This is a genomic window from Halomonas sp. MS1, from assembly GCF_024182575.1.
Classification (GTDB): Bacteria; Pseudomonadota; Gammaproteobacteria; order Pseudomonadales; family Halomonadaceae; genus Vreelandella.
This window is the reverse complement of record NZ_CP098926.1, coordinates 195,364-221,837: the sequence shown is the minus strand read 5'-3', so window position 1 is coordinate 221,837 and position 26,474 is coordinate 195,364. Positions and strand designations below refer to the sequence as shown.

At 52.3% G+C, this 26,474-nt stretch carries 30 protein-coding genes; 22 read left to right on the top strand and 8 right to left on the bottom strand.

Annotation, left to right across the window (positions count from 1 at the left end; genetic code table 11):
• Positions 1-6 precede the first annotated feature (6 nt).
• On the top strand, positions 7-834 hold the full coding sequence (locus NF683_RS01070) for a mechanosensitive ion channel family protein (protein ID WP_253921023.1): 828 nt from the start codon (positions 7-9) through the stop codon (positions 832-834).
• A 73-nt stretch (positions 835-907) separates the two neighbouring features.
• On the opposite strand, the gene NF683_RS01065 is transcribed toward NF683_RS01070, so the two are convergent.
• Positions 908-1,639, bottom strand: a complete 732-nt coding sequence (locus tag NF683_RS01065; RefSeq protein ID WP_253921022.1) for a YebC/PmpR family DNA-binding transcriptional regulator — start codon at positions 1,637-1,639, stop codon at positions 908-910.
• Positions 1,640-1,827: 188 nt separating this feature from the next.
• Here NF683_RS01065 and NF683_RS01060 point away from each other — a divergent pair, with 188 nt between their 5' ends.
• On the top strand, positions 1,828-2,445 hold the full coding sequence (locus tag NF683_RS01060; protein ID WP_051626348.1) for a LysE family translocator: 618 nt from the start codon (positions 1,828-1,830) through the stop codon (positions 2,443-2,445).
• Between the two features lie 77 nt (positions 2,446-2,522).
• Positions 2,523-3,008, top strand: coding sequence for a glutathione peroxidase (locus NF683_RS01055; protein ID WP_089039528.1), 486 nt, complete (start codon positions 2,523-2,525; stop codon positions 3,006-3,008).
• A gap of 16 nt (positions 3,009-3,024) precedes the next feature.
• Here NF683_RS01055 and NF683_RS01050 read toward each other — a convergent pair whose 3' ends face one another.
• Positions 3,025-3,408 (bottom strand): DUF7079 family protein, encoded by a 384-nt coding sequence (locus tag NF683_RS01050; protein ID WP_089039527.1) that lies wholly within the window; start codon positions 3,406-3,408, stop codon positions 3,025-3,027.
• A 158-nt stretch (positions 3,409-3,566) separates the two neighbouring features.
• Here NF683_RS01050 and fabV point away from each other — a divergent pair, with 158 nt between their 5' ends.
• The 9 genes from fabV (at position 3,567) to NF683_RS01005 (ending at position 13,342) form a co-directional block, all read left to right on the top strand.
• Positions 3,567-4,772, top strand: a complete 1,206-nt coding sequence (gene fabV / locus NF683_RS01045; protein WP_253921021.1) for an enoyl-ACP reductase FabV — start codon at positions 3,567-3,569, stop codon at positions 4,770-4,772.
• Between the two features lie 69 nt (positions 4,773-4,841).
• Complete coding sequence (locus tag NF683_RS01040) at positions 4,842-5,057, top strand: hypothetical protein (protein WP_089039525.1); 216 nt, start codon at positions 4,842-4,844, stop codon at positions 5,055-5,057.
• Between the two features lie 178 nt (positions 5,058-5,235).
• Positions 5,236-6,210, top strand: a complete 975-nt coding sequence (locus NF683_RS01035) for a GlxA family transcriptional regulator (protein ID WP_253921020.1) — start codon at positions 5,236-5,238, stop codon at positions 6,208-6,210.
• A 100-nt stretch (positions 6,211-6,310) separates the two neighbouring features.
• Positions 6,311-7,525 (top strand): aspartate aminotransferase family protein, encoded by a 1,215-nt coding sequence (locus NF683_RS01030; RefSeq protein WP_089039524.1) that lies wholly within the window; start codon positions 6,311-6,313, stop codon positions 7,523-7,525.
• A gap of 35 nt (positions 7,526-7,560) precedes the next feature.
• A complete protein-coding gene (locus NF683_RS01025) occupies positions 7,561-8,613 on the top strand; it encodes an arginine N-succinyltransferase (RefSeq protein ID WP_253921019.1) in 1,053 nt (350 codons plus the stop codon).
• The gene (gene astA / locus NF683_RS01020; protein ID WP_089039522.1) at positions 8,613-9,644 is read left to right on the top strand and encodes an arginine N-succinyltransferase; all 1,032 of its coding nucleotides are present in this window, start codon (positions 8,613-8,615) and stop codon (positions 9,642-9,644) included. Before NF683_RS01025 ends, astA begins: the two co-directional genes overlap by 1 nt.
• 144 nt (positions 9,645-9,788) lie before the next feature.
• Positions 9,789-11,264 (top strand): succinylglutamate-semialdehyde dehydrogenase, encoded by a 1,476-nt coding sequence (astD, locus tag NF683_RS01015; protein WP_089039521.1) that lies wholly within the window; start codon positions 9,789-9,791, stop codon positions 11,262-11,264.
• The gene (gene astB / locus NF683_RS01010; protein ID WP_089039520.1) at positions 11,261-12,643 is read left to right on the top strand and encodes an N-succinylarginine dihydrolase; all 1,383 of its coding nucleotides are present in this window, start codon (positions 11,261-11,263) and stop codon (positions 12,641-12,643) included. The genes astD and astB overlap by 4 nt, the downstream gene beginning before the upstream one ends.
• A 204-nt stretch (positions 12,644-12,847) precedes the next feature.
• Positions 12,848-13,342, top strand: a complete 495-nt coding sequence (locus NF683_RS01005) for a DUF523 domain-containing protein (protein WP_226912875.1) — start codon at positions 12,848-12,850, stop codon at positions 13,340-13,342.
• A 56-nt stretch (positions 13,343-13,398) separates the two neighbouring features.
• Here NF683_RS01005 and NF683_RS01000 read toward each other — a convergent pair whose 3' ends face one another.
• Positions 13,399-14,037: an NAD(P)-dependent oxidoreductase gene (locus tag NF683_RS01000; RefSeq protein ID WP_193068669.1), complete on the bottom strand. Its 639-nt coding sequence runs from the start codon at positions 14,035-14,037 to the stop codon at positions 13,399-13,401.
• Positions 14,038-14,080: 43 nt separating this feature from the next.
• Positions 14,081-15,016, bottom strand: a complete 936-nt coding sequence (locus tag NF683_RS00995; protein WP_253921018.1) for a DMT family transporter — start codon at positions 15,014-15,016, stop codon at positions 14,081-14,083.
• A 100-nt stretch (positions 15,017-15,116) separates the two neighbouring features.
• Between NF683_RS00995 and NF683_RS00990 the strand changes: the two genes are divergently transcribed.
• Positions 15,117-15,602, top strand: coding sequence for a MarR family winged helix-turn-helix transcriptional regulator (locus NF683_RS00990; RefSeq protein WP_193068671.1), 486 nt, complete (start codon positions 15,117-15,119; stop codon positions 15,600-15,602).
• A 242-nt stretch (positions 15,603-15,844) separates the two neighbouring features.
• Here the strand turns inward: NF683_RS00990 and NF683_RS00985 are convergent, their stop codons facing one another.
• The gene (locus NF683_RS00985) at positions 15,845-16,861 is read right to left on the bottom strand and encodes a zinc-binding alcohol dehydrogenase family protein (protein WP_193068679.1); all 1,017 of its coding nucleotides are present in this window, start codon (positions 16,859-16,861) and stop codon (positions 15,845-15,847) included.
• A gap of 39 nt (positions 16,862-16,900) precedes the next feature.
• Positions 16,901-17,992: an alkene reductase gene (locus tag NF683_RS00980; RefSeq protein ID WP_193068672.1), complete on the bottom strand. Its 1,092-nt coding sequence runs from the start codon at positions 17,990-17,992 to the stop codon at positions 16,901-16,903.
• Positions 17,993-18,299: 307 nt separating this feature from the next.
• On the opposite strand from NF683_RS00980, the gene NF683_RS00975 reads away from it, so the two are divergent.
• The 5 genes from NF683_RS00975 to NF683_RS00955 all read left to right on the top strand — a co-directional run bounded on the left by NF683_RS00975 (position 18,300) and on the right by NF683_RS00955 (position 21,525).
• Positions 18,300-19,199 (top strand): LysR family transcriptional regulator, encoded by a 900-nt coding sequence (locus NF683_RS00975; RefSeq protein ID WP_193068673.1) that lies wholly within the window; start codon positions 18,300-18,302, stop codon positions 19,197-19,199.
• Positions 19,200-19,249: 50 nt separating this feature from the next.
• Positions 19,250-19,723 carry an NUDIX hydrolase gene (locus tag NF683_RS00970; protein WP_193068674.1) on the top strand — a complete coding sequence of 158 codons (474 nt, stop codon included), beginning with the start codon at positions 19,250-19,252 and terminating at the stop codon, positions 19,721-19,723.
• Positions 19,724-19,810: 87 nt separating this feature from the next.
• On the top strand, positions 19,811-20,572 hold the full coding sequence (locus NF683_RS00965; protein ID WP_253921017.1) for a class I SAM-dependent methyltransferase: 762 nt from the start codon (positions 19,811-19,813) through the stop codon (positions 20,570-20,572).
• Between the two features lie 24 nt (positions 20,573-20,596).
• Positions 20,597-20,860 carry a MarR family winged helix-turn-helix transcriptional regulator gene (locus NF683_RS00960; protein WP_226912876.1) on the top strand — a complete coding sequence of 88 codons (264 nt, stop codon included), beginning with the start codon at positions 20,597-20,599 and terminating at the stop codon, positions 20,858-20,860.
• Between the two features lie 71 nt (positions 20,861-20,931).
• Entirely contained in the window at positions 20,932-21,525 is a 594-nt protein-coding gene (locus NF683_RS00955) for a class I SAM-dependent methyltransferase (protein ID WP_193068676.1), read from the top strand.
• Between the two features lie 15 nt (positions 21,526-21,540).
• Here NF683_RS00955 and NF683_RS00950 read toward each other — a convergent pair whose 3' ends face one another.
• Positions 21,541-22,449 (bottom strand): LysR family transcriptional regulator, encoded by a 909-nt coding sequence (locus NF683_RS00950; RefSeq protein ID WP_193068677.1) that lies wholly within the window; start codon positions 22,447-22,449, stop codon positions 21,541-21,543.
• An 88-nt stretch (positions 22,450-22,537) separates the two neighbouring features.
• Here NF683_RS00950 and NF683_RS00945 point away from each other — a divergent pair, with 88 nt between their 5' ends.
• A complete protein-coding gene (locus tag NF683_RS00945; protein ID WP_253921016.1) occupies positions 22,538-23,293 on the top strand; it encodes an NAD(P)H-dependent oxidoreductase in 756 nt (251 codons plus the stop codon).
• An 8-nt stretch (positions 23,294-23,301) separates the two neighbouring features.
• On the opposite strand, the gene NF683_RS00940 is transcribed toward NF683_RS00945, so the two are convergent.
• Positions 23,302-24,279, bottom strand: a complete 978-nt coding sequence (locus NF683_RS00940; RefSeq protein WP_193067441.1) for a helix-turn-helix transcriptional regulator — start codon at positions 24,277-24,279, stop codon at positions 23,302-23,304.
• Between the two features lie 188 nt (positions 24,280-24,467).
• On the opposite strand from NF683_RS00940, the gene NF683_RS00935 reads away from it, so the two are divergent.
• The 3 genes from NF683_RS00935 (at position 24,468) to NF683_RS00925 (ending at position 26,409) form a co-directional block, all read left to right on the top strand.
• Positions 24,468-25,103, top strand: coding sequence for a glutathione S-transferase family protein (locus NF683_RS00935; protein WP_193067440.1), 636 nt, complete (start codon positions 24,468-24,470; stop codon positions 25,101-25,103).
• A 199-nt stretch (positions 25,104-25,302) separates the two neighbouring features.
• Positions 25,303-25,998, top strand: coding sequence for a 5,6-dimethylbenzimidazole synthase (gene bluB, locus NF683_RS00930; protein ID WP_146942014.1), 696 nt, complete (start codon positions 25,303-25,305; stop codon positions 25,996-25,998).
• A gap of 30 nt (positions 25,999-26,028) precedes the next feature.
• Positions 26,029-26,409, top strand: coding sequence for a DUF1294 domain-containing protein (locus tag NF683_RS00925; RefSeq protein WP_193067438.1), 381 nt, complete (start codon positions 26,029-26,031; stop codon positions 26,407-26,409).
• Positions 26,410-26,474: the final 65 nt, after the last annotated feature.

Sequence of the window (26,474 nt, the reverse complement as noted above, 5' to 3'; positions counted from 1 at the left end):
GCTGATATGGACGATCAAGAGCAGTACGCCAAGCTGTTTAATGATATTGATAGTCAAGCGCTGATTACCTTAGGAGTCATTCTAGCGAGTACGGTGCTATTGATTATTGTCAGCCAGCGAGGGTTGAACTGGTTAGCCAATCGCTTGCATGGCCAAGTGCGGTTTAGAGTATTTGCGCTGGTGCCACTCACCCGGTTATTGATTTTAATTACCGCGCTGGCTGTGGCTGTTCCTATCGTTATTGAGCCTTCATTGCGCAATATGGTGACGCTGCTGGGGGCCATTGGCCTAGCGATTGGCTTTGCCCTAAAAGATTACGTAAGTAGCTTGATTGCCGGGGTAGTATCTGCTGTTGAATTGCCCTATCGGCCAGGGGATTGGGTCAACATTGAAGGGACTTACGGCGAAGTAAAGCACGTTGGCATGCGCACAGTAGAAATAGTAACGCCCGACGATGATTTGGTCGCGGTGCCTCATCTTAAACTTTGGGATTCTGCTATTTATAACGCTAACAATGGCGACGTTAGTCTTCAGTGCGTGGCAAGTTTTTATCTTCACCCGGAGCACGAAGCAGGCTGGGTGCGTAAAGCGTTACGAGACGTTGCGTTAACCAGTGCTTACCTTAAGTTTGATAAGCCGATTATTGTCGTAGCGGAGGAGAAACCTTGGGGCACGCATTACCGTATTCGCGCTTATCCGGTAGATCCTCGGCAGCAGTTTTTGTTTATCACCGATTTGACCGTGCGCGGTAAACAAGTGCTAAGCGCAGCGGGCGTTACGCCGGCATTGTTACCGCCTGATGCAGCCATGGACTCACAGGGTGCCACTAGTTAATGACGGCGACCTGCAGCCGCCAGCGACATAAGTGCTGACGACCACAAGGGGGATGTGTCAACCGAATGACGGTTTAAGCAGTTGCTTCCGGTAGTTCGGCACTGTGGAAAACATTCTGAACATCGTCCAGCTCTTCGAGCATGCCCAGCAGTTTCTCAAACATCACCACGTCATCGCCGTCGATGGGCGTGGGGGTTTGTGGTAAGAATTGGATTTCGTCTACTTCGAAATCAATCTCACCGAAAGTATCCAACAGCGCTTGTTTGGCTTTAGCGTAATCGGTATGCGGCGCAAACACCGTGATACGCTCCTCTTCCTGCTCAATGTCGGTAACGTCGACATCGGCTTCCATGAGTGCTTCAAGCACGGCTTCTTCATCACTGCCTGCAAACGAAAAAATCGCGCAGTGATCAAACATGTGACTAACGCTACCGGGAGTGCCAATTTTGCTTTTCGTTTTGGTAAAGCAGCCGCGCACATCACCAAAGGTGCGGTTGGGGTTGTCGGTCAAACAGTCGACGATCACCATCACGTTACCGGGACCAAAGCCTTCATAGCGCGCTGGTGAAAAGTCTTCGCCGCCTGCGCCGCTCGCTTTATCCAAGGCTTTATCGATAACGTGAGACGGCACCTGATCTTTCTTAGCACGCTCCATTAAACCGCGTAGCGCAAGGTTACCGTTTGGATCTGTGCCGCCTGCTTTAGCGCAGACGTAAATTTCACGTCCATACTTGCTGTAAACCTTGGTTTTCGCAGCGGCCGTTTTGGCCATGGATTCCTTACGGTTTTGAAACGCCCTACCCATATTGAAGTCCTTTATTAGCCATGAACCGCCTGCATAGCAGGCGTCATCGTTTTCAAAAAGGGGAAAATTTTACCCAACAGCGTACCATGCTAACAGCGTTATTTAAGGGGATAGATTTATTCGCTAAACGCTTGTGCGACTGTCGTATACTCAGCCAACCTACATTGTTGTCTTTCAAGGAGAGAAAAATGCCGTTGTCACTCTGGCTATCGCTGGCCGCTATCTGCGCCATGGGGGCGATGTCACCAGGACCTAGTCTGGCACTGGTACTGCGCCATACGCTAGGAGGTGGTCGCTTACCCGGCATGACGGCGGCGATTTTTCATGCGCTGGGCGTCGGGTTTTATGCGTTGCTCACCGTGTGGGGCTTAGGGGCGCTTATTGTGCGCCATCCAGATTTATTTCAACTAGTGACATGGTGTGGGGCGGCCTATTTAGCCTGGCTTGGGATAAAAGCACTACGGGCGGGCAGAGGTGGTGCGCTATCCCCGGATGCCGCAGTGACGACGCCGCGACAAGCTGCCAAGGAAGGGGTGCTGGTGGCGCTGGGTAATCCCAAGTTGATCATTTTCTTTGTGGCGCTATTAAGTCAGTTCGTGACGCCTGAAATGAGTGTCCTTGCCAAGGCAATTATCGTCGCAACTGCGATTATTATTGATGGGGGCTGGTACGTTTTAGTAGCAGTAGGGCTTTCACACTCTCGCGTATTGCCTTGGCTCCAGCGCCATGCCCACTGGATCAATCGAATCACTGGGGTGCTGCTTATTGCACTGGCGCTACGCGTTGTCGCAGGGCCGATTAGTTAATAAGCCGCACTGGTGTAACTGCCAATGCCGTGGCATGGTAAAGCCTATGCTGGTGGAGTCATTTAGGGGGCCTTGCGATGATGATTTATGAGCAGGATTGTTATACCCATCAAGGCAAGCCATTTAACTTGCGGGCGCTGCGCGGGCAGGTGTTGTTGGTCGTTAATGTGGCCAGTAAGTGTGGCTTTACCCCGCAGTTAAAAGAGCTGGAAAGTTTGTACCAGCGCTACCGAGACCGTGGCTTTACGGTGCTTGGCTTCCCCTGTAACCAGTTTGGTAAGCAGTCGCCGGAGAGTGCAGAAGCTTTCTGTATCTTCGGCGAACAGCAGTTTGGCGTCAGCTTTCCACTCATGGAAAAAGTGTCAGTGAATGGCCCAAACGCCCATCCGCTGTTTGTGGTGCTTAAACAGGAAGCACCGGGCGTGTTAGGCACCAAAGTGATCAAGTGGAATTTTACCAAGTTCTTGGTGGGACGTGATGGCAGGGTGATCGCGCGGTTTGCTCCCAACGATCATGGTCTGTCACTGCGGCTTGCGCTGGAAGCCGCCCTTGATAAAGAGTAAAGCGCAAGCTAAACGGTTAGAGTTCGCCACGGGTAACCATTAGTCGCTGCATTAACTCTACCCAGCGATGACGAACCATCATCGTGGTTAATCCAGAAAACAGCGCCCAACTTTTGCGCCGCCAGCCTTTCAGGCGCAGGTTGTGGCTTACCAACTGCTTCATCAGCGTATAGTCATCGAATTTTCGCCATTCACTGGCAATAGACAGCTGGTGCCTCGCCATCACTGGGGCAAGCTCCAAGCGGAACATCCACTCTAGCTCTTTCAGCGACATGTCATGCTGTTCGATCATCTCAATCATATGGGCGTAGTCACGCTCGCTTGGCTCACGGTCCAGCCATAGCGGTGCAAGAGCAAGCCATAGGTCGCCGCGTTCATCGACTAGCTGCTGTGCGTTCATCAGGGTCTCGTCGGCAAGGAGTTGTCTGGTCGCTATCCTGCCGTGAATAGCGAAGAAGCTCAAGAGCGGACAGGGCGCGTCTAGACCGCTAGAATACCCCCACACGGTAATGGCACTGCCATGCTGATAGCGACATCAATCTGATAAAGGGGTCCAATGTGATCATTAAACCAAAAGTGCGTGGCTTTATCTGCACCACCACTCACCCTAAAGGCTGCGAGCAAAACGTTCTGGAACAGATCGAAGCGACCCGTGCGCGTGGTTTAGATAAAAGCCAAGGCCCTAAAAAGGTGCTGGTGATTGGTGCTTCCAGTGGCTACGGCTTGGCAGCGCGTATTACGGCTGCCTTTGGTTATGGCGCTGATACCCTAGGTGTTTTCTTTGAAAAGCCTAGTAGTGAGAAAAAAACCGGCACTGCTGGTTGGTACAACAGTGCCGCATTTGACAAATTTGCCAAGCAAGAAGGCCTGTACAGTAAATCAATCAATGGTGATGCGTTCTCTAACGAAGCGCGTGAAAAAGCCATCGAGTTGATCAAACAGGACATGGGTGAAGTTGACCTGGTGGTGTACTCCCTAGCTTCACCAGTGCGCAAGTTGCCAGATACTGGGGAAGTAAAGCGCTCGAGCCTGAAGCCGATTGGCGAAACGTATCGCGCTACCGCGATTGATACGAATAAAGACGCCATCATCGAGGCAGAAGTCGAACCTGCCACTCAGCAAGAGATCGACGATACCATCACAGTAATGGGCGGTGAGGACTGGGAGCTATGGATGAGCGCCCTGGACGACGCGGGTGTGCTGGCGAAAGGCGCGCGTAGCGTAGCGTTTAGCTATATCGGTACTGAAATTACCTGGCCGATTTACTGGCACGGTGCGTTGGGTAAAGCGAAAGAAGATCTTGATCGCGCCGCGGCTGCGATTGATGCCAAGCTGAAAGAGACAGGTGGTGGTGCCAATGTTGCCGTACTTAAGTCGGTCGTTACCCAGGCGAGTGCCGCGATTCCAGTCATGCCGCTGTATATCGCCATGGTCTACCGCATCATGAAAGAGCAGGGCCTGCATGAAGGCACTATCGATCAATTAAACCGTTTGTTTGGAGAGCGTCTTTATTCTGGCCAGCCTGACGATATGGTCACTGACGACCAAGGCCGCCTACGTCTTGACGACTGGGAGCTGCGTGACGACGTACAACAAGCCTGCCAAGACCTATGGCCGACTGTCACGACAGAGAACCTGTTCGAAATTACCGACTATGCTGGATATAAGCACGAATTTTTGAAGCTGTTTGGCTTCGAGCGTGATGACGTAGATTACGACGCAGATGTGAACCCAGATGTTCACTTTGATGTCGTTACGCTATAGCGCTAAGCGTGACGAGGAGGGTTAATCGCCGCGCTGTTGATCATCTAACCGGAAAGCGAGAGGTGTTGTATGGATACCAAGGAAAGCAAAACCCGGGAAGAAGAGATAGAGCACGTAATGAATGAACGTCTGCCTGAGGACTTTGAAACATCTCAGCCGCAACGGCAGCCAGAAGCGAAAAAGTCCCCTAACGGGCTACATAAGGTGCTTCCTTTAGTCATTATCGTGATGGGCATTATCGTTGCGGGCATTGTCATCCTGGGGCTTGGCAATAGCGGCGGTTAACCAAGACACATACTCCTTCTGTTGCCGGGCCTAGTGCCCGGCAATTTTGTATTTATGCCTCCTATTTTAGTTTTAAGAGCCATAGCGCTGCCTTCACTTGCGCAATTGGGTAAGATGGCTTTTTCTCTAGCTATTTATCTAAGTTGGCGGCGATTTCTATGCAGCAAAGCAACTTGTTATGTCCTCAAGTACGTTGATGTCATCCGCCAGTGAACGTCGGCGGGTGGCCTTTGTGTTGCTGCCTGGTTTTTCGCTGTTGGCCCATGCGAGCGCTATCGAGCCGCTGCAGATGGCCAATCAGCTAAGCGGGCAGATGCTTTACCACACCGTTACGTTAAGCTTAACCGATGAGCCTGTGCGCAGTGGCGCACAACTTTCCTTACTCGCTCAACATGTCTTAGGCGCGCCGCTCGGTCCGCTGGATATGCTGTTGGTATGTGCCCCTACACCACTACCCTATGCACTGCCCGCCAAGCTAAATGAGTGGCTGCGCAGTCATCAGGGCAGAGGTGTGGCTATTGGTGGCCTTGCGGGAGGCACGGAAGTGCTTGCCCGCTGCGGGCTATTAGAAGGCTACCGCGCCACATTGCCCTGGCAGCGCTTTGACGCGTTTGCATCGGCTTATCCTCAGGTCACGCTTTCTCAGCAACTGTTTGAGATTGATCGCGATCGGATAACCTGTGCCGGTGGCACTGCGGCAATGGATATGATGCTAACGCTGATTGGCAAGCATCACGGCCAGCGCCTTGCCGAGCAGGTTTCAGAGCAGTTCGTTTGTGATCGCATTTGCTTAGCCGATGAACGCCAGCATGTACCACTGCGTAATCGCCTTGGCCATGCGCCACAAAGCCTGGTAGATGCCGTCACGTTGATGGAAGCTAATATTGAAGAGCCGCTTTCTACGCTAGAGCTGGCCGAGCATTTGGGTATTTCTCGACGCCAGCTAGAGCGACTGTTCAAAAAGTATCTGCAGGCAGTGCCCAGTCGCTATTACCTGGATTTACGCTTACAAGATGCGCGTAAACAATTAAGAGAGAGCGATCGCCCGGTAGGTGATATCGCGCTGATGACCGGATTCTCTTCTGGTGCGCACTTCTCTACCGCCTATCGTAATCACTTTGGCATTACACCGCGGGAAGAACGGCTTGGATAAGCGCGGCTTTTCATAATTTACCGTCCCAATACTGAAAGCACGGCGTCTATTGCCCCCCGTATACTGAATCTATCCTTTACTCCACCGGAGGTATCGTCCCATGAGCTACACCCCAAGCCGTCAGGATTTCGATAACTACATGGCGCCAAACTACTCGCCACAACAGATTATTCCAGTGCGTGGCGAAGGCAGCCGCTTGTGGGATCAGCAGGGGCGTGAATATATCGACTTTGCTGGTGGTATTGCAGTGAACTCGCTTGGCCACTGTCACCCTGTGCTCGTGAATGCGCTTAAAGAGCAGGGCGAAAAGCTTTGGCACTTGTCTAACGTATTCACCAACGAGCCAGCACTGGCGCTTGCCAAAACACTCACTGAGCGTACTTTTGCCGATAAAGTGTTCTTGTGCTCATCCGGCGGCGAAGCTAACGAAGCTGCGCTGAAGCTAGCCCGCCGTTGGGCGGTAGACCACCATGGCGAGCAGAAAGATAAAATTATCTCGTTTTATCAGTCTTTCCATGGCCGCACTTTCTTCACCGTGAGTGTGGGTGGTCAACCCAAGTATTCGCAAGGCTTTGGCCCGGTGCCAGGTGGCATTCTGCATGCCAACTTCAATGACCTGGAAAGCGTACGCAAGCTAGTGGGCGACGATACCTGTGCCATTATGGTTGAGCCGATGCAGGGCGAAGGCGGCATTGTTCCCGCGACCCAAGAGTTCCTTCAGGGCCTGCGTGATCTGTGTGACGAACACAACGCGCTGCTGATTTTTGACGAAGTACAAACGGGCGTTGGCCGCAGCGGTGAACTTTACGCCTACAAAAACTTCGGTATCACTCCGGATATTCTCACCAGTGCCAAGTCATTGGGCGGCGGCTTCCCGATTGGTGCCACTTTAACCACGGATGCGATTGCGAAGTCTCTGGCGATTGGTACCCATGGTTCTACCTACGGTGGCAATGCGTTGGCATCTGCGGTTGCTCTAGCGGCTGTGGAATTCATTGATACTCCTGAAGTACTTAACGGCGTTAAGCACCGTCACGACCTGTTCCGCGAGCATTTAGAAACCATTAACCGCAAATATGGCGTATTTAAAGAAATTCGCGGCATGGGAATGCTGATGGGCGCACAAATGTCAGATGCCTTTGAAGGCCGCGCTAAAGACATTCTGCCGCTGGCTATCGAAGAGGGTGTGATGGCACTGGTTGCGGGTCCCAACGTGCTACGTATGGCGCCATCTTTAGTCATTCCGGAAGCGGATATTGCTGAGGGTATGGCGCGTTTAGAGCGTGCTATTGAGCGGCTAGTTGCCAGCGCATGAGTAGGCAAGAAGCCACACAAGAGGGGGCGTTAAGGATGCTGGTAATTCGACCGGTAACAATGGCTGATCTTCCAGCCCTGGAGCAGTTGGCAGAGCACGCGGTGCCGCGGCTCACCAATCTGCCCGCCAACCGTGATCGGCTTGAGGAGCGCATTGTGCGCTCCCAGGAAGCCTTTAATAGCGACATAGAGTTCCCTGGTAACGAGCACTACATGTTCGTACTGGCAGATGATGACCGCGAGGAAGTACTCGGCACGGCGACTATTCGCGCCCAGGCAGGCGCAGCTGAAGCCTACTACACCTATCGCCAGGAAACGCTGATTCATGCTTCTCAACAGCTGAATGTGCGCCGGGAAGTGCAAACCTTGGCGCTTTCTCATGAAGCCTCTGATGCCACGCTGCTCTGTGCGCTATCGCTTAACCCACGCTACAAAGGCACCAGTGCAGAAAGTCTGTTACGCCGTGCGCGACTAATGTTCATTGCTCAATACCCCGAGCGTTTTTCACGCATTCTGGCGGTCGCCTTTCCGGGCTATCTGGATGGCAACAACGAATCGCCTTTTTGGGAAAGCGTCGGTCGCCACTTTTTTGCGCGCAGCTTCCAAGAAATGAATCACATTGCTGGCGTTCGCTCGAAAAGCTTTATTGCTGAAGTGATGCCGCAATTTCCGCTTTATCTACCGCTGCTAACGCCTCAGGCACGCGCTGCCATTGGCCGAGAGCATCCTGCCCATGAAGATGCACTAGCAGAAATGCTGGCAGAAGGCTTTGTGCGCTCCCGCCATGTCGATATTTTCGACGCAGGGCCGATTGTAAAAGCCGAGCGTGAGCGATTGGAAACTTTCCGTCGTGCCGCTTGGCATCCTGTCAGGGACGCACTGCCCGATGCAGAGCCTGCGATGATTGCCAATCAAACCTTAGGTGATTTCCGCTGTATTGTAGCGCGTTATGCGCTTTCGCCTACTGGGCAATTAATGCTTTCACCACAGCACGCTAAACAGTTGGGTGTAGAAGAGGGGCGCGCGGTGCTAGCCGCGCCATTAAGCCTGCCAAGCGCGGTAGATGCGCTTGATGAAGGAGAGATGTAATGCGCATTCGACCCATTGCCCGCGACGATTTGGATGGGCTCCAGGCGCTTGCGCAACAGGCAGGCGTTGGCTTTACCTCACTGCCGGATAACCGCGAGTTTTTGGCTGGCAAAATTGAAGCCGCTGCCCGTGCCTTTGAAGAGCGCACGCCAGCCGATGATCGACTCTATTTTTTTGTACTGGAAGATGAGCAAAGTGGAGAGTTGGCCGGTTGCTGCGCTATTGAAGGTCAAGTAGGTCGTGAAGTGCCATTTTACCACTACCGCTTGGGAACACTGGCCCATTCATCGGTACAACTGGACTTGCACCGTACAATCGACACGCTATTTTTAAGTTCCGATCACACTGGCGATGCGGAAGTATGCTCGCTGTTCTTACGCCCTGAATATCGCGGCGAAGCGAATAAACACCTACGTAATGGCGCGCTGCTTTCCAAAGCTCGCTGGCTGTTTATGGCTCAGTTCCGTGACCGTTTTCCGCAAAAAGTGCTGGCGGAAATGCGCGGCGTGTTTGATGAAAATAACACCAGCCCCTTTTGGGAAAGCCTGGGTAAACACTTTTTCCCCATGGACTTTAATGAGGCCGATCGGTTAACCGGGCTAGGCCAAAAAAGCTTTATCGGTGAGCTGATGCCTAAGTTCCCGATCTACACCACCTTTATGTCGGAAGAGGCACTTGCCTGTATTGGCCAAGTGCACCGCCATACTCGACCAGCCCTTGAAATGCTCAAAAAAGAAGGGCTGCGTTGGGAAGGCTATATCGATATTTTCGATGGTGGCCCCACGGTGGAAGCCTATATTGACGACGTGCGAGCGATTCGTAATTCGCAGCTCTGCCAAGTGGAAGTTTCTCAAAATGCTCCCGACGAAAGCGTCAGCCGCTGGCTGGCAGCCTCTACCGAGATGCTTAACTTCACCGCTAGTTGGATAGGCCGCGGACCCAGCGAGGAAAACACCATCGTGCTTAACCCGCAAGAAGCGGATCGCCTGGGCGTGACGACGGGTGACTACCTACGCTTATTGGAAACCTAGTTTTTCAAGAACCGTTTTTCAAAAATAGCCTTTCAAGAACAGCTTCTCGAGAACAGCTTTTCAAGAACGGTTTTAAACAGTCTTTCAGAATAAATATACATAACAAGCTCGCACAACAAGCACGCATACGGGAAGGAGATAAACATGCACGCCCAACAGCAGCAACTGATTAACGGCGCCTGGGTAACGGGCGATGCCGATACCTTCACAAAGCACGATCCGGTTTCAGGAACACTGCTGTGGCAAGGTGCTTCGGCTTCAAGCGCACAGGTTGGCGCCGCTATTGATGCCGCGCGTGTAGCTTTTCCTGAATGGGCGCGCACTACGTTTGCTGAGCGCCAAGCACTTGTTGAGCGTTTTGTTGAGGTACTTACCGCCCGTCGTGAAGAGTTAGCGATAGCGATTGCCTCTGAGACCGGCAAGCCGCTTTGGGAAGCACGCACTGAAGCTGGCGCGATGGTCGGAAAGGTGGCGTTGTCTATCAAGGCTTATCATGAGCGCACTGGTGAGCGGGAAAAAGAAGTGGGTAGTGCGAAAGCCGTACTGCGCCATCGCCCCCACGGTGTCATGGTGGTCTTTGGCCCCTACAACTTCCCCGGTCACCTACCCAATGGCCATATGGTACCCGCGTTGCTCGCCGGTAATACCGTGGTGTTTAAGCCTAGCGACCAAACCCCGTTGACCGCCGATTTAACCCTGCAGTGCTGGGTGGAAGCAGGGCTGCCTGCAGGGGTGATTAACCTAGTGCAAGGTGGTGTCGCTGTAGGCCAAGCCTTGGCAGCGCACCCCGGCATTGACGGCCTGCTGTTTACGGGCAGCGCTAAAGTGGGTGGCATGTTGCAGCAGCAGTTCGCCGGGCAGTTGGATAAAATCCTGGCGCTGGAATTGGGCGGCAACAACCCGCTGGTGGTGAAGGATGTCGACGACGAGCGTGCTGCCGTACTGACTATTCTGCAGTCGGCGTTTTTATCCGGTGGTCAGCGCTGCACCTGCGCCCGCCGCTTGATGGTGCCGCAAGGGGACGTTGGCGATCGCCTGATCGACGCGCTTTCCGACGCTATCGCCAAGCTACACGTGGCAGGGCAATTTGAAGAAGCACCGGCGGCGCCGTTCTATGGCGGCTTGGTCAGCGTGGCAGCTGCCGATGGCTTGCTTAAGGCGCAAGACGAGCTGGAAGCCCTGGGCGGTACGGTGATTAACCGGATGCAGCGCCTTAAAGAGAACACCAGCCTGTTAAGCCCGGCACTGATTGATGTCACAGGGTTGGACGTGCCCGATGAAGAACATTTCGGCCCACTGCTGAAAATCCATCGTTACAGCGATTGGGATGAAGCGTTAGCCCTTGCCAACGATACACGCTACGGCCTGTCTGCAGGACTCATCGGTGGTGATAAAGCCGACTGGGACGACTTCCTGCTGCGCATTCGTGCGGGCATCGTGAACTGGAACCGCCAAACCACAGGGGCTTCTGGCGACGCTCCCTTTGGTGGCGTAGGTGACAGCGGTAACCACCGCCCCAGCGCTTACTATGCGGCGGACTACTGCGCTTACCCAGTGGCGTCGATGGAGGCCGATAGCTTGGAAATGCCGGAAACGCTGCCGCCAGGAGTCAACCTATGAGCGACGTGGTGAATAACAACGTAGTTAATAACAGCGTCAGAGAAGTCAACTTTGACGGCTTGGTTGGGCCCACCCACAACTACTCAGGGCTGGCCCATGGCAACGTGGCGTCGATGAGTCATGGTGGTCTGGTGTCCAACCCTAAAGAGGGCGCACTGCAAGGGCTTCTGAAAATGAAGTCACTGATGGATGCTGGCTACGCTCAGGGCGTATTACCCCCTCAACAGCGCCCTGATGTGGGCGCATTACGGGATTTAGGCTTCAGCGGTAGCAATAGCGATGTGCTGAACCGTGCCGCCAAAGAGGCACCCCAGCTGCTGAGGGCGGTCTGCTCAGCTTCCAGTATGTGGACGGCCAACGCAGGCACCGTTACCCCAAGTGTTGATGCGCCTGACCGCCGAGTGCATTTTACACCGGCGAACCTACAGTCCAGTTTTCATCGCTACCTAGAGCCGCAAACCACCGGCCGGGTGCTACAGGCTATTTTCCATGATGAGCAGCACTTTGCTCATCATCCGGTACTGCCAGCAACGCCTGCTTTTTCTGATGAAGGCGCGGCCAATCACACCCGGCTATGCGGTGAACACGGCGAGCCAGGTGTTCACCTTTTTGTGTATGGTCGTCAAGCATTTGGTGACGTGCGTAGCGGCGAACGTGAGCCAAAACGCTTCCCCGCTCGGCAAACCCTGGAAGCCAGTCAAGCAGTGGCCCGCCAGCACGGGCTAACAGATGCACAAACGGTGTTTGCTCAACAGCATCCGGATGCTATCGATGCGGGTGTTTTCCACAACGATGTCATTGCCGTGGGTAATGGCCCCGTATTGCTCTATCACGAAATGGCCTTTTTGGATGAAGCGCGCACCTTAGATGAGCTGCGTAGCAAAATGTCCACACCACTGATTCCCGTGCGGGTATCGCTAGACGCGGTGAGCATGGAAGATGCGGTAGCATCGTACCTGTTTAACTCCCAGCTCCTTTCCAACCCGGATGGCACCATGACGCTGGTCGTGCCCAGCGAATGCCAAGAGCGTGAAGCGGTTTGGCGTACGATCCAGGACTTTATTCTGGCCGGCAATAATCCGATTAGTGACGTGGTCGTTAAAGACGTTAAACAGAGCATGCGCAACGGCGGTGGCCCCGCCTGTCTGCGCCTGCGGGTTGCCCTATCCGAAGCCGAACGGGCAGCGTTGACCGGCCGCGTATTAATGAATGATGCGCTGTACGATGATCTGACTGCTTGGGTCAATCGCCACTACCGTGATCGCCTTGCGGCAGATGATCTAGCCGATCCTAAGCTCGCCACAGAAGTGCTCACGGCGTTAGATGAGCTGACGCAATTGCTAAAAGTGGGGGCAGTTTACCCATTTCAGTTGGGGTAAGAAGTACACCCAGCAAAACGCCAAGGCACAGCCTTGGCGTTAATCGTATATGACTGCAACGGATTGGCTTCAAATAGTTGGTAGTGCGTGGTAAACCTACAGCGCACCCGCAATGTTCGCGGCTCAGGGGGAGTGGTCAGCAGGGGAGTGGTAGTATTCGCTAAGTGCTCTAACGACTAACCACCAAAACTAGAGATCGGTATTTTGAAAAAAGTATTAATGAGTGCCTGCCTTCTAGGGAAAAAGGTTCGCTATGATGGTCGAGCCCTTCCCGTGGCAGACCAGATTATTGAGCAGTGGCATTCTGAAAGACGAATTGTTTCTGTCTGCCCTGAGGTTGAGGCGGGAATGAGTATTCCCAGGCAGCCTGCAGAGATTTTTGAAGGCAATGGTCAGAGCGTAATAAATGGCGAAGCCGATGTGATTGAAAAAGAGGGAGCCAATGTCACTGCCGAGTTTTTGGCGGGGGCTTCCGTTGCTCTAGATTTATGTCTTAAATTTAATATAAGCGTCGCGGTACTCGCTGAATCTAGCCCATCATGCGGAAGTTCCGCTATCTATGATGGCAGTTTTTCCGGTAAAAAAGTGCCAGGCATGGGAGTAACCGCCGCACTGCTCCGCCAGCATGGTATACGGGTGTTTAATCAGTATGAAATAGCGGAGGCCAATCAAGCGCTTCTCGCTAAACATGATGATTAAAGCGTCGAGAGCTAACCAGAGGCTCCCTAGCACTCGGTGTACCGCGTCTTATCGGCTTAATATCCTACGGTAAATGCCTGTTGAATATGTGTTGGCGTTTCTGCTTCATCCAGCATCGCTACTGCAAAATCCTCCATTGAAATACGCGATTCCCCGTTCTTATCCATGACAAGAGTGTCCGAGCCAAGGCGAAAGCTGCCTGTCCGCTTTCCAGGGACGAGCATGGCGGCAGGAGAGACGTAGGTCCATGCTGTGCGAGTTTCGGCAAGGCACCGTTGGTACTGTGCTTGGCAAGCCTTGGCAATTTCTAGTGCTGTTGCTGGTAGAAAGTCGGGGGCTGTTAACACCGTTTCCCCGTTGCGTCCGGGAATTAGCAATCGAGCGGCGCCGCCCACTAATAGCACACGTTGTTCGGCGAGAGCGCTGTTGAGAATCACATCCGTGAGTGTCACCAGCAGCGCTTCCTGCCCCTCTGGTGGGCGAACAGCGCTGATCAATAAATCCTGGCCTTCGACCGCCTGCGTTAGCTGGTGCGGGTCTGAGATGTCGGCGACACAGTAGCTTGCCTCAGCAGGCAGCTTGTTACGCTGACTTTCAGCTCTTACTACACCTGTGACGTGATGTCCCCGCGCTAACGCCTCACTCATAATGCGTGTTCCGACGTCACCTGCGGCACCCAGTATCGCGACTTTCATGATCGTTATTCCTTGGTTTAGTGGGTCTTGATTGAGTAGATATTCAGTTAGTACGAGAAAGCTGTTTGGCTTTGCCAATATTGAGCAGGGCAATACCTGCGCCAATTAAGACAATGCCTAGGAGTAAGCCCTCAGGGGCGGCTTCTCCCTGGAGGAAGATCGCAACAGGCACCCCCACGACAGCGCCGACGGAACCCAATAAGCTCAGGAATACGGGGCCACCGCTTTTCTGGAGCAGGAACAGTAGAAAGAACTGGCCTGCGAACACTAGCGCTTGGAGTGCAATCAGCATGATGGGCAAGTGGTGTTGAGTTGGAACACGCAACGAAAAGCCTGGTAAGAAGCCTATTCCTAGCAGGATTACAACGGCGGCAATCAGCATGCCGGGGGCCAGAGCACCGCTCGACACACCTGCAGGCCAGCGCAGAGTCCGGTAGATGTTGCCGATGGCTAAGAGCACTGGGCCAGCCAGGGCAATCAGAATCCAGAGGTGATTGGCATCAGGTGACGATAGCTTATTGGCGGCTAAGGTGATGGCACCCAACAGCGCAGACATAACACCAGCCGCTCGCATAAATTGAAATTTTTCTATTTTCAATAACAGCGCACCAATGTAGGTGAGCAGCGGCGGTAGCGTAATGATTAAGGCAACGAACCCAGCACCCACATGTGGGATAGCGGAGAAAAAGATCAAGTTAGAACCAGCCACGCCAAGCAGTGCGGCTACGGAGTAGTACTCAACCGAGCGCAAGCTTATAGGCGGTAAATGGCCACGCAGTGCTGAGACGGCCAACAGAATTAATGCCGCCCCAGTGATTGACCAAAACAGAAATGCGAGTGCAGATAGCTGCATTTCACCAGCAAATTTAGCCAAGTTTGTTGAAAGGCCGAGTAGAGCGCCGCCTGACAGTAGGTAAATCAGTGGTGCAAGCCAGACCCTTTTTGATGAGTGTGTAGCAATTGTGTTTGATAATGCCATTAGATATGCTCTCAATTAATGTCTTGATATCAAGATATATGCAGGTTCTCTTGACGTCAAGATAAATGGGCTAAGCAATAATAAGGAGCGCAGTACTTCTATGGATCATGTGGATAGAATTCTTAATCAGTGGCGACAGGAAAGGCCTGACCTTAATGTTACGCCGATGGCCACCCTTGGGCGGATTAAGCGACTGAGCTACTGCTTAACCCGTGAACTGGAAAAGACCTGGACAAAGTACGGGCTGAACGGTGCAAGTTTTGACGTTTTGGCGACCCTTCGCCGAGAAGGCCCCCCTTTTGCGTTATCGCCAGGGGGGTTAATGGCTTCAACCATGGTGACCTCTGGCACTATGACGCACCGTATCAACCTGTTGGAAAAGGCTGGTTTGATTGAGCGGGTCAAAAACCCAGAGGATGGGCGCGGTTTTCTGATCTCTCTTTCACAGCGTGGGTTTGAATTGATTGATGAAGCGGTTACCGCCCATGTGGAAGCGCAGGCGCAACTGGTGAGTGGCCTCAGTGAAGAGCAGCTGGCGCAATTAGATGCTCTGCTGAAGCAGTTTTTAGCGGGATTGGAGCAGTAGCGGTGTGTGCTATAGCCGCGTACACATCGATATTGTTGAGCATCCTACCTAGGGCAGTACTGCTCAGGCTAAGCGCCCCCATTGAAGCGCTGACATATAAAAGGCGAGCCCAAATCATGTTTTGTGGGCGATTTTTAATGTTAACGGGGTTGAGTGTTTTTCGTGTGCTGAACAAGAGGAAGCCCGCTAAAAACGGGCTTCCTCTCGCATTAGAAGCTAGCGCTCATCTCGGCTAACGCTGTTTATTCGAATCCCTCGAGTACCACTTTTCCAATCATACTCTCGGCCTCCAATTTTTCGTGAGCCCTACGCAGGTTAGTCGCATTGATATTGCCCGCATTGACACCCAACGTACTCTTCAAGATACCCTGATCAACCAGCGCGGCGACTTCATTCAGCAGCTTTTGCTGGGCAACCATGTCTGTGGTCTTATACATGGAACGGGTAAACATGAACTCCCAGTGTAAGGAGAGACTTTTACTCTTTAGTGCACGTACATTCAGTACTTCAGGGTCGTCGATCAAGCCAAACTGACCCTGCGGCTTCAGTGCAGCAATAATCTCGTCAAGATGCTCTTCGGTGTGGTTAAGGCTGACAACATGGTCAACTTCTCCAACCTCTAATTCCTGCAGTTGCTTACTCAGCGATGCTTTATGATTGATAACATGATGCGCACCTAACTGTTCCAACCAGGCCTGACTTTCCCCCCGAGAGGCCGTGGCAATAACGGTCAGACTGGTTAGTTGGCTCGCCAACTGAACCAGAATGGAACCAACACCACCAGCAGCACCGATAACCAGCAGTTTCTCACCTGCGTGCTCCCGACCGGGTTTGATGTTCAGTCGGTCGAATAGCATTTCCCAAGCGGTAATGGCTGTCAGCGGCAACGCAGCGGCACTAGCAAAATCGAGAGAGCTGGGTTTGCGACCGACAATGCGTTCGTCCACCAGCTGGTATTGAGCATTACTGCCCTGGCGGCTGAGATCCCCAGCATACCAAACAGCATCTCCGGGCTTGAAAGCGCTGACCTTCTCTCCCACAGATGTCACAATACCTGCAGCGTCCCAGCCAAGAACCTTCCAGCTACCTTGGTTAGGCTCGACATTGGCGCGAATTTTGGTATCCACCGGGTTGACCGCCACGGCTTTCACTTCAACCAGTACATCGTGCCCACTGGGTTCCGGTATCGGTAGTTCGATATCGCAGAGTGAAGTCTCCTCCTGAATCTGCAGAGCCAGTTGGTAGCCGATTGCTTTCATTGTCTGTGCCATGCTGTACTCCTGTTTTATCTGAAAGTTTTAAGTCGCCGAGTAAGCGGGGTAGGACGTATAGCCCTCGGCATCACCGCCGAAAAGGCTGTCATTCTGAAAACTGGCCAGAGGCAAACAGTGATGCAGGCGCATAGGCAGGTCAGGGTTCGCTATAAACGGGCGGCCAAACGCCACCAGGTCAGACAGCCCAGAATCGATCATTTGACTGGCCCGTTCCTTGTCATAACGTCCAGCCACAATCAGCGTGCCCTGATACACTTGACGTAGCGCCAGGCGGAAATCGCTCGGTATCTCGGGGGCATCATCCCAGTCAGCTTCAGCCAGATGGATGTACCCGATACCCAGTTCCTGTAGCTGAGTTGCCGCATGCAGAATGGTGGGGATGATATCCGGGCAGCTCATGCCACGAGCCGTAATGAACGGAGCCAGACGCACGCCCACTTTTTCAGCTCCCACTTCGCTTGCCACTGCTTCGGCAACCTCAACCAGAAAACGGATTCGATTGTCACGACTGCCACCATAAGCGTCTGAGCGCGTATTCGAGGTGGTGCGTAGAAATTCATCAATCAGGTAGCCATTGGCGGCATGAATCTCAACACCATCAAAACCGGCTTCCATGGCGTTCCGGGCGGCCTGTCGATAGTCTTCTACCACGCCCTGAATCTCTTCGGTTTCCAGTGCGCGTGGCGTTGGGCAGGGCACCATGCCACCCACACCGTTTTCATCGGCTAGCCAGATACTGGCCTCAGGATTGATGGCCGAAGGTGCAACAGGTAAGGCTCCCTGATGAAAATTAGCATGTGACATACGGCCTACATGCCATAGCTGGAGGTATATAACCCCAGCCTCGGCATGGACCGCATCCGTCACTTTGCGCCAGCCGTCCACCTGCTCAGCACTATGGATGCCGGGAGTGAAGCTATACCCCTGTCCTTGCTGAGAAATCTGCGATGCTTCCGTAATGATCAAACCAGCACTGGCGCGTTGCGCGTAATACTGAGCCATAAGTGAATTGGGGATGTTGCCCGGCTGAGTACTGCGGGCACGTGTCATCGGGGCCATGACGACACGGTTGTGCAGAGACTTTCCCGGCAGCGAATATGAGCTGAACAGCTTCATGAGTGACTCCTTTGATTAACTGGGTAGTGTCGATCGCATGCCATTGCCATCCACTAAGCTCACTTATCTACAGATAAGACAGCGGCATACCGGGATGGGAAAACCGTGCGACTCCACTGCTGTGCATCGCCATCAGTCGGGCCTAAAAGTTGGCTAGCGACCGATAATAGAAACGCCATTTCAAGACAGAGAGAGACATGGCGACTTCTGATCTAGCGGAATGCACTAAAAACAGAAGCAGCTTATTTGACCTTATTGGTTTGAAAAACTAGCCTTCAATACAAATACCTTCAAAAAATATTTGAATATGCGCTCTATTCAGGATCTCAAGATTTTTATCGAAACCGCTCGTCAGGGAAGCCTTTCAGCCGCTGCCAGGCAGATGGACCTATCACCCGCGGCCACGAGTGCTGCAGTGAAAAGGCTGGAGGCCGAACTCGGCGTGCCGCTGTTTATCCGCTCAACCCGTCACTTGCGCCTGACTCATCAGGGCGAGACCTTTCTTGGTCACTGTCAGCAGGCACTCCAACTACTGGATGATGGCTGCCAAGCTATACAGAAAGGTCAAACCGTTATTCAGGATGTACTGCAACTATCCATGCCATCCGATATAGGTCGGAATTTGCTACTCGGCTGGCTAGATGAGTTTCTCGACATATATCCGCGTATCGACCTGCGTATTCAATTGTCTGACCGATTGGTTAATATATATCGCCAACCGGTTGATATCGCCTTACGTTACGGTGAATTGCCGGACTCCAACTTGATCGCTGTGCCGCTTGCGCCAGACAACAGACGCGTGCTCTGCGCTTCGCCTGACTATGTCCAACAGTTCGGCACACCTCTTCGTCCTGAGGATTTAACGAAACATAACTGCCTCTGTTTTATGCTCGGTGAAGACGTGCATGGCCGCTGGCGTTTCTGGAAAAATGGCCAAGAAGTGTCAGTGAAAGTGAGGGGCAGCCGTGTAGCCGATGACGGTGAGGCAGTGCGGCGCTGGGCCCTGTCCGGCAAAGGAATCGCTTACAAGGCTCGTCTGGATGTTATTGAGGATTTGAGTAATGGGCGCCTGGTTCCTCTGTGCGAAGACTGGGAGACTGAACGCACGCCGTTCAATCTGATCTGCGCCGACCGTCGCCAGTTTAGTCCAGCGGTTCAGGCGCTGAGACAGTTTCTTTTGTCACGACTCGAGAAGCTTTCAGCCTGATTTCCTTTGTGTAATATGAGTCGTCATTTTTAATCGATACAGAGGGTGTGATGTCTGGTCAGGGTGGCTGTGAGTTTATAGAGACGTCGGAACAACGCCCGGTGGTCGCAACCATCGCCGTTCTATTAAAAGATGATAAAGTACTCTTAGTGCGTCGCTCTAACCCACCTGATGCTGGTCGGTGGGGCTTTCCAGGTGGAAAAATTGAGCGAGGCGAAACCATAGAAGAAGCTGCGCTGAGAGAGCTTTACGAGGAAACAAATGTTATCGCCAACGTGCATAGAGTGTTCAATGCTGTTGACGTATTAGACTTCAATAAACGTAGTGAGCTTGAATATCATTTTGTGCTTATAGCTGTACTCTGTGTATGGGTTTCAGGTGAGCCCTTCGCGGGTGATGATGCACTAGATGCCTGCTTCTTTAATCTGGATGATGTCAACGAAAAAAATCTGGCTCTTAGCTTAGATGTTGAAAAAGTGGCAAGACAAGCTCTGGTTGTATATGAAAATGAGCTAGTTGAGTAAGGTTGGTTTTAACTTCTGAACTCTTCTAAGGAAGATATTTTGGAATCGCCGTTTAGTGTATTGATACCTAAGAAGTAGGGTGGCTTTATGGATAATGAGTATGGATCTCTAGCCTCTTGGGTTTACCATGTGGATAAACCCATTGGCCGAACGTTTGGAGATATTGAGTTTTATTTGTCACGCCTCAAGGACACTAGCGGGCCAATTTTAGAGCCTGCGGTTGGTAATGGGAGGTTTCTTATACCACTGCTTGAGGCCGGTCATGTCGTCCATGGCTTTGATGCCTCTCCTCATATGTTAGAGATCTGCAAGAAGGAGCTTTCTAAAAGGAATTTAACCGATAATGTCAGCAAGCAACATTTTGAAGACTTTGTCTACCAGGAGGCGTTTTCTGCGGTAGTAATGCCTGCAGGGTCTATTCAGTTAATTAAGTCGCCTGTTGCATGCTTAGGCTTTCTTAAGCGCTTAAAAGCTTGCTTATCAGAATCGGGTAAAATTATTGTAGATATAGACTCATTGGCTTTTATGCTTGATTCTGGGCCTGAAGCGCGCATGTGGAATTTAGGCGCGGATATGCTGACCTTAACAGAGTCAAGGGTGAAGACCAGCTATTTACATCAGACCACCGTTTCTCAGTTGAGGTATGAACACTGGCGTTCAGGAAGTTTAGTCTCTTCGGAGTTAGAGATTTTTTCTCTGCGCTTTTGGGGTGTTTCTGAATTTAGAAGCTTGTTGCATGAAGCCGGGTTTAAAGATGTTTCTATTACGTTGGACTATAAGCACCCGTTTTCAATGAGTGATAGCGATGTGGCGTCACCAAACGCAATTATTTTTGAAGCCTCATTGTAAATAGCTAAGTGGGTCAGGAGGTTAATGGCTTCCTCAATGGTGTCTTCTGGCACTATGACCAACCGTATCAATCAGTTGGAAAAGGCGGGGTGGATCGAACGGGTTAAAAGCCCTGAGGACAGGAGAGGCTTTCTGATTTCACTTTCTCAACCAGGGTATGAACTGATTGATGAAGCGGTGACGGCCCATGTAGAAACCCAGGCGCAATTAGTGAGCGGTATGAGCGCTGAGCAGTTGGCGCAGCTAGATGACTTAATGAAGCAGTTTTTGGCGGGATTGGAGCAGTAGTGGTGTGTGCTATAGCCGCGTACACATCGATATTTGCTGCGCCCATGTTGCTAAAGGGTTGAGGTGTTGGAATGAGCGAGCAAAAATATCTCGAAAAGTCACTCAGCGCTGCGGTTTATCCGCCATTAAAGCGGGCGCTTCGTCTTGTGGACACTACCTTGCCTATGGTCGCCGTTGATGCAGGCTGCGGAGCAGGGCGCGATGCACTATTCATGGTAGAACACGGCTATACAGTGCATGCCTATGATAAAAGCGATGAAGCGATAGCGCGTCTGGAGGAGGTTGGAGGGCGTTATATTCATCAAACTCTATTTCCTAAAGTGTCCTGCTTTGAGCAGTTTGTGTATCCAAGAACTGCGCTCATTAATGCATGTTCAAGCCTGTTTTTTTGTGATCCTGGGCTATTCGCCAGCGCGTGGCAAAACCTTACGCGCTCACTATTGAAGGGCGGTGTATTCTGTGGTCATTTCATGGGACCTGATGACAGCTGGGCAAAAATGGGGCGAGGAGATTTATCGATACACTCTTACTCTAACATCCAAGCGCTTTTTAAGGATGCGTTTAGAGTCATCGATATTATCGAGCATAATACGCAGGGTAAGACACTGCTTGGTAAGCCCAAGCAGTGGCATATTTACGCCGTTGTTGCTCAGAAAGTCATTTGACTACTCCTTACAGGGCTAGTGGTTATCTCTCTCTAGGTTGCCACGAATCCCCCCCGCCATTGCTTCCATAAACGTGCGTACTCTGGCTACACGGCGTAAGTCTGGGTGGGTGAGCAGCCATAGTGGAGTGGTCAGTGTTTCTATGGGGGCGCTTAGCCTTAGGAGTGCTTCATCGGCATCACCGAGATAGCAGGGGAGTACTGCAATCCCCGCCCCGTGGCGGACAGCGGATTGCATACCGAGCATGCTGTCTAGCTTGTAGGCGGCGCTTTTATCCATCATCCACTTTTCAAGTGCTGTATCGCCTAGATGAACATCCGGGCCTATCCAAGCTTCTTTTTGTAGTGACACTGGGTCTAGCGGCAGAGGGGTGTTTAGAAGGAGTGGGGCGTTTTGCCAAAGCGCCTTTTGTCCATAAATCGCCAGGTTGATATCGCTTACTCTGCGGCCTACGAGGGTTTCCGGTGGCTTACGGGTAGGGCGAATAGCGATATCGGCCTCACGCCGCGATAAACTTTGAAGCTGGTTGGAGATAACCACTTCCAGCGTGATATCTGGGTAGTGCTGGCGAAAATTTGCCAGTAGCGGTGAGAGTAGCCCTGCGAAAAGTGTGTCAGTGGTGGTAATTCGCAAGCTGCCGGTGAGGGTCAAATCCTGCCCAATAATGCGGCGCTCGGCGCCGTTGACTTCGCTCTGCACGCGTTTGGCTGAAGCGGTCAAATCATCCCCCGCCAAGGTCGGTGTATACCCTGTGCGGCTGCGCTCGAAAAGAGTCACCCCCAGTCGCTGCTCCATATCACTTAAACGCCTAAAGACGGTGGCATGACTGATACGCAGCGCTCGGCTGGCGCCGGATAGCGATCCTGTTTCGGCAATCGCTAGCACAATTTGTAGGTCGTCCCATCTTATTTGCTGTTCATTCATGCAAACCTATCTCTTATTTTTAGCCAATGTTTGATCGTATGTGAACAGGTTAGTCTGTCATCAAACCAATCAACAGGGGAGATGCAGTATGAATGTATTGGTTGTCTTGGCTCATCCTGAACGCCAGTCGTTTAATGGCGGCTTAGTGGATATCGCGGTAAAACAGCTAGTAGATGCTGGGCACTGCGTTGAAGTGGATGACCTCTATGCCGAGCAGTTTGACCCGGTGGAGCGCACTGAGCTCTATCCGTACAAAGCGGTGGATGAGGACTATTTTTACCCTCTTAACGAGCAACGTGCTCACTACGAACAAAATACCTTGGCGCAGGATGTTCAGAGGGAACTGGCACGGCTGGAGTGGGCAGATTTGGTGATCTTCCAATTCCCTTTATGGTGGCACGCCCAGCCCGCCATTCTGAAAGGTTGGTTTGATCGTGTGCTGGTATATGGCGGACGCTATACAAGCCGCATGCGTTACGATCGCGGCTACTATCGTGGCAAGCGAGCAATGCTATCGGTAACCACCGGTTCACCAGAAAAGGCGTTTCAGCCCTTTGGCCGCGCGGGCAATATGGTTCATTGGCTATGGCCTATTCATTCATCGTTGTACTACGTTGGCTTTGAGGTGTTGGCTCCCCAGGTTAGCTATGGCATCCAGGGCGGTGGTATTCGCTATCAAGAGGAGACCGAAATCATTGGCCACTTAGAGGCATGTAAAACGGCTTGGGCTTCCCGGGTTGTAAGTTTGGATGCCGAGTCACCCATTCCCTTTACGGGCTGGAATGACTGGGACGCTGATGGTGTTTTAGACCAAACAGCGCCGCTGCGCTGGCGGCTAAATTGATCTCGCTATTAACTAGCGTCGCTAACGGAGTGTCCACAACTTGCCAGTAAATCATTGGCTCGTTCACGCAAGGCATCCTTCAACGCCGTTGGCTGCAGTATGGTGAACCGAAACGGGAGCTGTGCCAGCCAACTGGCAAGCCATTCGAAGCTGTCGGTTTGAGTATTGATGAGCAGACCGCTTTCCACCTGTTCGAGGTGGCTTGCGCACAGAGCCTGGAAACCGAATACCGCATTAGCCGTGGGGAGGTCGGTGTGGAGTATTAGTGACACCTCATAGGGTTGGCTCCAGGACGACAAGCTGTCACTTAAAAAATCTGCTGCATCGAAATTGGCTGGGCGGATAAAGGTATCGCACTGAAGCTGAACATTGCTGATACGATCCAGACGAAAGGAGCGCATAGCCCCCCGCAGATGGCATAAACCTGCGACATACCAGCGTCCCAGTTGAAAGACCAAGCCGTAGGGGTCAATCCTACGCGCTATTGGTTCCTGCTGTGGAGAGTGGTAGATAAGCCCCACGGTTCGCATGCTTTCTGTGGCTTTGGTCAGCGTTTCAAGGGCTCGGTTATCGAGGCTGGGCGCACCCCGAGGCAGGATTACCCGAGTGGTATCACTGACACCCCGCATGCGGCTCTTAAGGTTGGCGGGCATCACACGCTCAAGTTTCGCCTGAGCACTGGCAATGGCTGGTGCTGCCTCCGTAAGGCCAAGTTGGTGGGCGGCTAGCAACCCCAGGGATATCGCGAGGGTCTCGTCGTCGGTAAACATCATGGGGGGGAGTTTAAACCCAGCCAATAATCGGTAGCCGCCATAACGTCCCTGCTCGGTCATAATCGGCACGCCCATGTCTTCCAGTAGCGTAATGTAACGGCGGATGGTGCGCCGGTCGACGCCGAGGCGTTCCGCTAGTTCGGCACCACCCAGCTGTCCATGAGCCTGCAATAATTCAAGCACAGCAAGCACGCGTGTTGTGGGGTTCGCCATGCGGCCTTCCTCCTGGAACGAGTTTTGAAGCCTGAATTCAAGCATTGCAGACAAATTAAATTATTGCGTTTATATAGGACAAGTTCTCACCTATTTACAAATTAACCTGATCTCGCAGTAGCTCACGTCATCTGAAGCATTGGCGGAAGAAACATTGACTGAAGAAGTGACTGAAAAAGGAGATCAGCATGTCAGAACTAATTTTTTACACTCACCCTATGTCCCGTGGCCGCGTAGTGCGCTGGATGCTAGAAGAGCTGGGTATTTCCTACGTCACAAAGACCATGGAATACGGCACTGAGATGAAGAGCCAGGAATACCTAGCCATTAACCCCATGGGTAAAATACCGGCGATTAGGCATGGCAACATCGTCGTCACCGAGGTGGCGGCCATCGTTGCCTATCTTGCAGATCAGTTTCCAAGTAAAAAACTAGCGCCGCCGCTGGAATCACCTGAGCGCGGTGCTTACTATCGCTGGCTGTTTTTCATGGCCGGTCCCTTTGAAATGGCCACCAGTGCAGTCGCCTATGGGTGGAACATTGATGACAGTAACGCCCAGGCCGTTGGTTGTGGCCATATAGACGACAGTATTAATACCCTGGAAAGGGCGCTGGAAACGTCGCCGTATATCTGTGGCGATCAATTCACTGCAGCGGATATCGTGCTCAGCAGCTATCTCTGGTGGGGGATAATGCAGAAAAATATTCCGCCAAAAGAGGTATTCAAAGAGTACATAGAACGCACGGAAAGCAGGCCTGCCGCTAAACGCGCGAATGCAATAGATGACGAGCTGGCTACGAAAATGGAGCCTGTTTCATTCTAACGATCTGGGTTACTGCCCTGGCCGGTGATGTTGGCGGGCTGGGGCTTTAGCGTATAGGCGACAGTTGATAGCATGTATTCCAGATCATTTGACTCACCGCTGTTTTAGAATCTGACTCTGTTGCTGCTCTATTTATGAACGCAGCGAAGTTCTGGGGTAGGCTGCACCTATATTTGTATTATCAAAGGCCTTACACCCAATGAGTACCCCGAGTCACCACTTTTCAGATGCTGAGAAGCGCGGGCTATACCGCGCTATTTATGAACGGCGTGATGTGCGTTCACAGTTCTTACCCGACCCGATTGCCCCCGAGATTCTGGCCAAGCTTTTAAAGGCAGCCCACCACGCTCCCTCGGTAGGCTTTATGCAGCCCTGGGATTTCATTGTGATCGAAAGCCGTGAGGTGAGGGCGGCGATAGTGGCGATGTTCGAGCGAGAAAACCAAAAAGCCGCTGAGCGGTTTGAGGGAGAACGCAAGGAGCGTTACCAGGGCTTGAAACTACAAGGCATTTTAGAAAGTCCGATTAACCTCTGCATTACTTGTGACCGCAGCCGGGGAGGCCCCCATGTGCTAGGGCGCAATAGCATTGTGGATACCGATCTATTCAGCACGTGTTTAGCCGTGCAAAACCTCTGGCTGGCAGCGCGGGCAGAGGGCATTGGCGTTGGCTGGGTGAGTATTCTCGATCAAGATCAACTGAGTACGGCGTTGAAGTTGCCTGAACATGTTTATCCATTGGCTTATCTTTGCCTTGGCTACGTCAGCGAGTTTTTAGATCAGCCCGAGCTGGAAGCAAAAGGGTGGCGCTCTCGGCTTTCATTAACTGAATTGGTGCACTGTGATGGCTGGGGCGGTTCGTTGACAGAAAGCCCACTTCTAACTGCCTTAGAATAATCGAGGCTCAAGGAAAGGAGCAACACACTCATGTTGAATAGAAAGGCTAGCGCACCTCGGCACGTGAAAGGCACTGTGGGGCGGTCACTGGTCATAACGCTGACATTTTTTGCGCTACTGGCCGTTGCGGTCGTCATCGAAAAGCTACCTATGTGGTTGCTGTTCATCTACCTAGCGGTCAGTGTGGTGACATGTCTTACTTATGCGGTAGATAAATCCGCTGCACAAAAAAACGCGCAGCGGATTTCCGAAAATACCTTGCATGTGTTGTCACTATTGGGCGGCTGGCCTGGGGCAATGGTTGCACAGCAATGGCTTCGCCACAAAACACAAAAGCGCGCTTTCAGGCGGGTATTCTGGATGACGGTGCTGATCAACCTGGCGGCGCTCGTTAGCTGGGCATGGGCATAATTTGTGAATGACTTATTCTGTTAACGTTTATCTCCTACGCTAATAGCAGACTGCTTTTTACGCAC